Here is an 8,818-nt window from a genome sequence, read left to right on the forward strand (position 1 = left end):
AGAACATCCTTATCAATGGCCCACAATAGGGAAAGATTTATCTCATATTGAAAATGCTTCGTTAGAAGATGTGAAAGCTTTTTTTAAAAAATATTATCACATTCTAAATTCCAAATACTTTTTAACTTATTGTATTAATAAAAATTTCTCTCATTGATTTGATTTATAAAATGAAATAATTTTCAAAATGAATAAAAGAAAATAATTTATGGATAACAACAGGAAGAAAGAGAAATTAAATTTCCTTATTTTCAGCGGCATAGGAAGGAAGATTTTTATAGCACTTCTGATACTTTCACTCCTTCCTCTGTTTCTTGCAATTTATCAAGGATATACGATCACACGAAAGGCACTTAAATCGAGGATCTTAAATCAGATTGAAACGGTATCTCTCTATATCAGCACAAATATTGAACACTTTATTAGAGAACAAGAAATCAGTATTGCTTCAGTCTTTTCATCTAACCAATATATGCTCAACAATGTTGAAATAGTCCAAGAACCGGCAAGAAGCAAAAGGCGGCGACAAAAAGCCGCAAAAGATTTAAATGAATTCATAAAAAAGCTTCAGGAAGAAGATAATTTCGGTAATGAATATTTTGTTTTAGGCACAGACGGTAAAATTATTGCCTCTGTAAATCCTGCCTTGATTGGAATGGACCGCTCAAAAACGAATTACTACAAAAAAGGTAGTATCAAGACATCACTTACAATCTCTTACAATGGCACAGTGCCAACAATAACGATAAGCACGCCAATCAAAACTACTGGCGGAGCATTTTTGGGAGTATTTGCCGCAAAACTCAGCAATGCAAAGCTTTTCGCTCTTCTCGATGAAGGAAAGAAATTGGGAAAAACAAGTAGAATATATTTTGCAAATCCTTCCTATGCCATACTTACTGAATATGATAAGGGCATTCAAAACGAAGTCAGAAATACAGAAGAAATCATTCAAGCACTTAATAAAAAAATAGTTACAGGCAGTTTTATTAGAGAAAACAAGAGAAGAATCGTTGGCACCTACCGGCTTATACCAAAAACTGGATGGATTCTCTGCTGTGAACTCGATGAAATTGAGGCATTTCAACCACTAAATAAACTTCGCAATCAGGCAATAACTTTTTGCATAGTATTCTTTTTTATCATTGCTTGGACAGCCTATTACATTTCCTTAAACATAAGCAAACCTCTTATGCATCTAAGCGAAGCTGCAAGGGAAATAGGCAAAGGAAACTTCAGCAAAAGAGTAACTGTATCAACAAAAGATGAAGTCAATGAAATGGCAAAATCATTCAATTTGATGGCTCAAAAACTTGAAGAATCTTATTCTCATCTCGAACACCTCGTAGAAGAGAAAACAAAAGAACTAAAGGAAAATATTGCATTTACAAACAACATGCTAGAGAGCATATCTGTCGGCATCTTTGCCGTAGATACTGATTTCAATATTACAGCTTGGAATCGCTATCTCGAAGAAATCTCAGGCATTAAAGCCAACAGTATTGAAGGTGAAAGAATAACAAAATTCATACCGGAAGAAGAACATTTAGTTCTAATCAACGCAATAAAAGAAACCATCGAAAAAAATGTTACTGTCAAAAAAACGAATTTAAGTCTTCCCTTTATGGGTAAGGGAGTCTTTGATTTGATAGCTAGCCCGTTGAAAGGAGACAATAAAAATCTTGCTGGTGCAGTAATTTTCATAGAAGATGTAACAGAGAAAAGAGCACTTGAGGAAAAACTCATAAGACATCAACAATATATTGCCAATATCTCTGAAAACTCTGCTGATGCCATAATCAGTCTTGATAAAAACAACATCATCACAACATGGAATAAAGGCGCTGAAGAAATGTATGGCTATAAAAAAGAAGAAATCATTGGCAAGTCCTTTGATATTTTAATTCCAGAAGACCTAAGAGAAAAAGGCGAAATGGAATGGATAATCAAAGAGACAGAAAAGAGAGGCGCTTTGAAAAATTATGAAACTGAAAGAATTACAAAATCAGGCAAGAGAATATATGTGGCTCTCACAAGAACATTATTGAAAGACAACAATAACAATCCCATTGGATGTTCAGTTATCGTAAGGGATATAACTGAAAAGAAAAATCTTGAAAGACAGCTTATTCAGTCGGAAAAGCTGTCAGCAGTTGGCGAGCTTACGGCAGGGTTAGCCCACGAGATAGGTACACCGCTTAATATTATATCAGGACGGGCAGAATATATTCTTTCACTGGCAGGCGACAATCCAAAGATAAACGAAGGGCTCAAATCCATTATCAGACAGATTGACAGAATTACATCATTAATCCAGCAGCTTCTAAAGTTTACCCGCTCTGAAAAGAAGGAAACAAAGGGAGTTAATGTAAACACTGTAATTGAAGATACTCTCCTTCTTCTTGAAACAAAGCTTGACAAATCTCGGATTGTAATAGAGAAAAATATAGATAATAATATTCTCCTTATTGAAGGAGATGAAAACCAAATTCAACAGGTATTTATCAATCTCTTTATCAATGCTATCCATGCAATGCCTGAAGGCGGAAAGCTTTCAATTAAAACTAAAAGCAATAAGGCGCAAAATATGGTTGAAATCGTAATTTCTGATACAGGGATCGGTATTGAGGAAAAAAATATTTCGAGAATTTTCGACCCTTTCTTCACCACAAAGGAAATAGGCAAAGGGACAGGACTTGGATTAGCTGTTACTTATGGCATCATTAAAGACCATGGGGGAAATATTAATGTCAAAAGCATCTATGGGAAAGGGACGGAATTTTTTATCACTTTGCCGGGAATCAAAAAAGGGGAAAACTCTAAAAGGATATGACAGATAAACAAAAAATTTTAGTAGTAGACGATGACCTTGAAATGGCAGAAGTCCTCAAAGACTTTCTCACCGAAGAGGGATTTGCCGTCTTTGTTGCAAATAGAGGAAGCGATGCCCTGAAACTTGCAGAAGAGGAAAATTTCGCTCTTGCTATTACTGATATGAAAATGCCGCAGATGAGCGGAATGCAGCTGCTAAAAAAAATCAAAAATATCGACCCGAATATTGAAGTAATAATGATAACTGCCTTTGGCTCGATTGAAACAGCAATCGAAGCCGTAAAGCAGGGAGCATACCACTATATAACTAAGCCCTTCAAGATGAATGAAATTCTTCTTACGATTAGAAAAGCTCTTGAGAAAAGAAATCTTCAGATTGAGAATTTAGAATTAAGAAACGAAATAGAAAGAAAATACAGTTTCTTCAACATCATTGGCAAAAGCCCGGCAATGCAAAAGGTCTTTGAAATGATAAAAGTAGTATCGCAAAACAACAGCAATGTCGTAATCTATGGAGCAAGCGGTACAGGAAAAGAATTAGTTGCAAAGGCAATTCATTACAATGGAAAAAGAAAAAACAGGCCCTTTGTTCCTATAAACTGCACTGCAATACCTGAAGGATTATTGGAAAGCGAACTTTTTGGTCACGCAAAGGGCGCATTCACAGGGGCAGTCGGCTCAAAGCAGGGTTTATTCGAAAAAGCCAATAAGGGTACTCTTTTTCTTGATGAAATTGGCGATATGGGACTTGGATTGCAGGCAAAACTTCTTCGAGTCCTTCAGGATAAAGTAATAAGGCCTGTGGGAAGTTTACAGACAATCAATGTAGATGTAAGAATAATTGCCGCAACTAACAAGAATCTTGAAGAAGAAGTTGAAAAACAAAGATTTAGGGAAGACTTATATTATCGGCTCAATGTCATTCCAATACATATACCGCCTCTTAATGAAAGAAGAGAAGACATTCCTCTATTGATAAATCATTTTTTGAAAAAGATTGAAGAAGAGCAGGGTATTAAAAAAGAAATTTCAGATGAAGCAGTAAGAGTTTTGACAACTCATGATTGGAAAGGCAATGTAAGGGAATTGGAAAATGCAATCGAAAGGGCTGTTATGCTGAGCAGAAAAAATATTCTGGAGCCTGATGATTTTCAGATAAGTGAATCGTCTTCAGGATTCAATTTTTCTTACTTTTTGAAACAAAAACTTCCCCTTGAAGACTTTGAAAAAAAATATATCGATGCTGTTTTAAAAGAAGTTGGAGGCAATAAACAAAAGGCGGCTGAAATTCTTGGAATAAGCTCACGCACACTTTACAGAAAAGAAAAAAGATACAATATCAGCAATAAAGACAAGGAATAGAGACAAAATGTCAGAAATGTCTTTCCCATATTAATTACAATAAAACTTTTCCCCACCATTTAAAAAGAAAATACTACATTATTTCAATGAGATAGCATTTTTTGATGTATCTATCCTTTTTTGGCACGATTTCTGCTTAATATTCTTAAATGATTATATTTTTTATTGAAATCTTAAAATTTTATAGAAAAGAATGGGGAATAAAAAAATCTTAATCATCGATGATGACAAAGAATTCTGTGAAATGCTCGAGGATATCCTCCAGTTGAAAGGATATGATGTGCAAAAGGCGTTCAACGGGAAAGAAGCACTAAAAATTATGGAAAATGAAAAATTTGACCTTGTAATAACAGATAAAAATATGCCTGAACTGTGCGGAATCGAAGTAATTACAGGAATAAAAAAACAATTTCCCAAAATACCTGTTATAATTACAACTGCCTTTGGCGACAAAAAATTCAAAGAAGAATCACTAAAAGCCGGCGCTTTTGAATATTTCAGCAAACCTTTAAAGATCTCTAATCTCATTGATGCAATCAACAGGGCGACAGGCAGATAAACTTGATACATATTTTATTCAGATTTCTATCTATTCAAACTTTAGAGAATGTCCTAAAAGGTTGACTATAAAAGATATTCTTTCTAAATATAGAATTACTTTTTTGAAGCTTTTTAAATCATCATTTGAATCATGAAAAGAAAGAAGAGGTAGAAAAAAATGATCTCTGTTGAAGAAGCCAAAGAAATCGTCTTTAACACACCTGTAAATCAGGATATAGAAGAAGTTTCGCTTACTGAGTCTTTGGGAAGAGTTTGTGCAAAGGATATAGAAGCCAAAATTACTGTGCCTCCATGGGACAATTCAGCAATGGACGGTTTTGCAGTAAAAATTTCTGATATACAAAGTGCATCTGAATCTTCAGGAGTAAAACTCAAAGTGATAGCAGACATTCCTGCAGGAACATTCTTCTCAGGCACAATCAGAAATGGTGAATGCGCAAGGATTATGACAGGAGCACCTATCCCTGCAGGAGCTGAAGCAGTAGTTATGCGTGAATACGCTGATGACAAAGGTGATGAAGTAACAATAAAGAAAAGTGCAAAAAAGGATGAAAACATAAGAAAAAAGGGTGAAGATATAAAGATTGGCAGCATTGTAGTATCAAAAGGGAAAGCTATTACACCTGCTGATATCGGAGTCCTGGCATCGGTACAAGTAGGAAAAGTTTCAGTCTATAGAAAACCAACTGTTGCCATACTTTCAACAGGAGATGAATTAGTTGACATCAATGAAGAAATAACACCGGGAAAGATTGTTACAAGCAATAACTATGCCCTTGAAGCGCAAGTCTTGGAAAGCGGTGCCATTCCCTTACAGATGGGAATCATAAAAGATGACAAAGAAATCTTGCGAAAAGCTATCGAGAAGGCATTATGCGCAGATATTATTCTTACTACAGGCGGTGTTTCGGTTGGAGATTACGACTTTGTTAAGGATGTGCTCGGGGAACTTGGTTTTGAAAAGAAATTTTGGAAAGTGGCGCAAAAACCGGGAAAACCTCTCCTTTTCGGCACAATGGGGCAATCTCTCGTCTTTGGGCTTCCGGGCAATCCCACAGCAACGATGTTATGCTTTGAGCTTTATGTAAGACCAATGATTAAAAAGATTTTAGGGTACAATAGAATTGAAAGAAAATGTGTTAGAGCTCAGGCATTGGAAGATATCAAAAAAAAGCCGGGAAGGAAGCATTTCATCAGAGCTATCACTGAAAATCGCAATGGCAACTATTACTTTCGCTCGACAGGTGCTCAGGGGTCTGGTATTTTGACTTCTATGTCAAAAGCAAACAGCATTGCCATTATAGGAAATGATGTGACTCTTCTCAAAAAAGGTGAGGAAACTGAGGTTATCCTCTTAGATGAATCGATTTAAAGCAAGGAAGGATAAAAGAATATGCTGCCACCAATTATATCCATTGTTGGAAAATCAAATTCTGGAAAAACGACATTTATTGAAAAACTGCTTCCAAAATTAGTGGAGCGAGGTTATGTAATCGGCACAATAAAACATCACTCACATCAGGACTTTGAGTTTGATGTCAAAGGGAAAGATAGCTGGAGGCATAAGCAGGCAGGTGCCTATCAAGTTATAATTTCATCTCCTAACAAATTGGCGCTTGTAAGAAATTCGGAATCAGACCTGAGCTTGGAAGAAATAAGGTCAAAGTACTTCCACAATCTCGACCTTATCATTACGGAAGGATATAAGAGAGAAAATTTTCCAAAAATAGAAATTTTCAGAAAGGGAGTTCATGAAACAATCCTATGCGACAATGATGATAAGCTAATTGCACTTGTTTCGGACACTGATTTTCCTGTTGATGTCCCCAAATTTTCATTAGACGATGCAGAAGGCGTTGCAGAATTAATTGAAAAAGAATTTCTAATCAAAAACAAAGGTACTGCTGAAGATTCAAAGGTTAAACTCTTTGTAAATGGTAAAGACATTTCTCTTAAACCTTTCATCCAAAAAACCCTTAAGGGAATGATTGAAGGATATCTGCAGGGATTGAAAGGAATCGAAAAAGAAGCAGATATAAGGATAGAAATTTCAAACAACAAGAAATAGGTTTTAACACGAGGGTATCAGCTTTGGATTTTTTTAGAAGACCATCGGAATGGGATCACGAAAATGTTTTTTGCTTTATCCTTGCAGGAGGGAAAAGCAGGAGGTTGGGAGAAGATAAGGTTAACACTATGATAGGTGATGAATCCCTCCTCGAATTGATGATAAGAAAAACTTCTGAAATCTTCGAAAATGTTGCAATCATCACAAGAAGAGACAGTAAACTTCCAAAAATAGACAATCCTGTTTTATATGATCTAATGCCGGGAAGTGGATCATTAGGCGGAATCTACACAGGACTTGTAAAATCTCCAACCTATTTCAATTTCTTCCTCTCATGCGATATGCCATTTATTGAAAAGAAATTTATTGAAAAAATGATATCTGAAAATAGAAATTTCGACATCTTGATTCCGCGAGATGGGCGCAATTTTCAACCTCTTCATGCAATATATTCCAAAGCATGCCTTCCCCAAATAAGAGAACTTTTAGCGGCAGGCAATTTGAAAATAATAGACCTTTTCTCGAAAGTCAATGTAAGATATATTGAAAAATCTGAATGGGAAAAATATGACAAAAAGAAAAGGATGTTCCTAAATATCAACACTATGGAGGATTTGGAATTTGCAAGAAACAAAATTTTAGGTCCTAAAAAAAAATGATATGAAAATTAAACTTCAAATCTCTGTTTTTATATCAGTCATTTTATTTATCCTCTTTGCATCCAATTCTTTTGGCAAGGGACTGAATGGTCCGGAAGATTTTTACAAAAAAGAAACAAAATACCTGCACAGGGAAAAAGAAAAGAATTTATTCTTTAAAATCATAAAAAGCCCTCTCAACTCTCTTTTAAATGCTGGCTTGACCATTTATCAATATGGTGTGTCAGACCTAACAGGAACAAAATGCAGTATGTATCCGAGCTGTTCTCATTATTCGAGAGAAGCACTTAAAAAACATGGAAGTATCATTGGCATTATGATGACAACTGACAGGTTGATTCATGAAGCAGAAGAGCTTGAGAGAGGAAAGATTATAAAAGTTAAAGGAAGCTATTATATATATGACCCAATAGAGGCAAACGATTTCTGGTGGTCAAATGATAAGAAATAAAAATATTTTCACATTTTTTCTGATTCTCTCCAGCTGTTTATCTTTTCTCCTTTTCCCAAAGGTCTCTTTAACAGCAGAAAATGAAAGCACAGAAGCGTTACGGCTTTTGAAATTTGCCAATGAGCTTTATAAAGAAGGCGATTATTACAGGGCAATTACAGAATACAAACGCTTCATCTCATATTACCCAAAAGCTGAAGAAATTCCTGATGCCGAAATTGGAATTGCCAATTCCTATTATAAGGCAGAAAAATATGAAGAAGCCATCGACAGATATAGAGATTTTTTATCGAAATATCCAAAAAATAAAAGATTAGAAGAGGCAATATTAAATATTGCCGATTCATTTATTAAGACAAAAAAAGAAGAATCTGCCCTGAAGCTCTTGAAAGAAGTTGAAGAAACAATGCCTAACAGCAGTATATTGGAAAAACTCAAGATACTTTTAGGGAAACACAATCTAATGGAAGGCAACCTAAATGCCGCAGAAAAACATCTTAAATCAGTCAAAAAAGAAAGCATTGAAGGAAAGGAAGCAGAAAAACTTCTTGAAAGCATCAAAGGGGTAAGAAAGCTTAAGTTGAAATCTCCGGCACTCGCTGGAATTATGTCAGCAATACTGCCCGGCAGTGGTCAAATTTATGCAGGCAGAAAAAAAGATGCTCTTTTTTCATTTTTGCTCAACGGACTTTTTGCTTGGGGAGCAGTAGAATCCTTTAACCGTGACATATATGTTGCAGGCGCAATTCTTTCCTTCTTCGAATTTGGCTGGTATACGGGCAATATCTATAATGCTGTTTCAGATACTTATAAATATAATAAAAATCTCAAAACCGAATATTTAAAAGAAAACTTGTCTTATAAGATGCGTGAAACAAACTTCAT

8 protein-coding genes are annotated in these 8,818 nt (G+C 35.3%); all 8 read left to right on the top strand.

Annotated features, from left to right (window positions below; genetic code table 11):
* Positions 1-208 precede the first annotated feature (208 nt).
* The gene (locus D6734_10355; protein ID RMF93301.1) at positions 209-2,833 is read left to right on the top strand and encodes a PAS domain S-box protein; all 2,625 of its coding nucleotides are present in this window, start codon (positions 209-211) and stop codon (positions 2,831-2,833) included.
* Positions 2,830-4,194 carry a sigma-54-dependent Fis family transcriptional regulator gene (locus D6734_10360; GenBank protein ID RMF93302.1) on the top strand — a complete coding sequence of 455 codons (1,365 nt, stop codon included), beginning with the start codon at positions 2,830-2,832 and terminating at the stop codon, positions 4,192-4,194. The genes D6734_10355 and D6734_10360 overlap by 4 nt, the downstream gene beginning before the upstream one ends.
* A 193-nt stretch (positions 4,195-4,387) precedes the next feature.
* Positions 4,388-4,753 (top strand): response regulator, encoded by a 366-nt coding sequence (locus D6734_10365; GenBank protein ID RMF93303.1) that lies wholly within the window; start codon positions 4,388-4,390, stop codon positions 4,751-4,753.
* A 159-nt stretch (positions 4,754-4,912) separates the two neighbouring features.
* On the top strand, positions 4,913-6,127 hold the full coding sequence (locus D6734_10370) for a molybdopterin molybdenumtransferase MoeA (protein ID RMF93304.1): 1,215 nt from the start codon (positions 4,913-4,915) through the stop codon (positions 6,125-6,127).
* Positions 6,128-6,148: 21 nt separating this feature from the next.
* The gene (gene mobB, locus D6734_10375; protein RMF93305.1) at positions 6,149-6,823 is read left to right on the top strand and encodes a molybdopterin-guanine dinucleotide biosynthesis protein B; all 675 of its coding nucleotides are present in this window, start codon (positions 6,149-6,151) and stop codon (positions 6,821-6,823) included.
* Positions 6,751-7,482 carry a molybdenum cofactor guanylyltransferase gene (locus D6734_10380; GenBank protein RMF93306.1) on the top strand — a complete coding sequence of 244 codons (732 nt, stop codon included), beginning with the start codon at positions 6,751-6,753 and terminating at the stop codon, positions 7,480-7,482. Before mobB ends, D6734_10380 begins: the two co-directional genes overlap by 73 nt.
* A 1-nt stretch (position 7,483) precedes the next feature.
* Positions 7,484-7,933, top strand: a complete 450-nt coding sequence (yidD, locus tag D6734_10385) for a membrane protein insertion efficiency factor YidD (protein ID RMF93307.1) — start codon at positions 7,484-7,486, stop codon at positions 7,931-7,933.
* Positions 7,920-8,818 (top strand): outer membrane protein assembly factor BamD (gene bamD, locus D6734_10390; protein ID RMF93308.1); only part of this gene is annotated, 899 nt, incomplete at its 3' end. The genes yidD and bamD, both read left to right, overlap by 14 nt.

Source organism: Candidatus Schekmanbacteria bacterium, from assembly GCA_003695725.1.
Taxonomy (GTDB): domain Bacteria; phylum Schekmanbacteria; class GWA2-38-11; order GWA2-38-11; family J061; genus J061.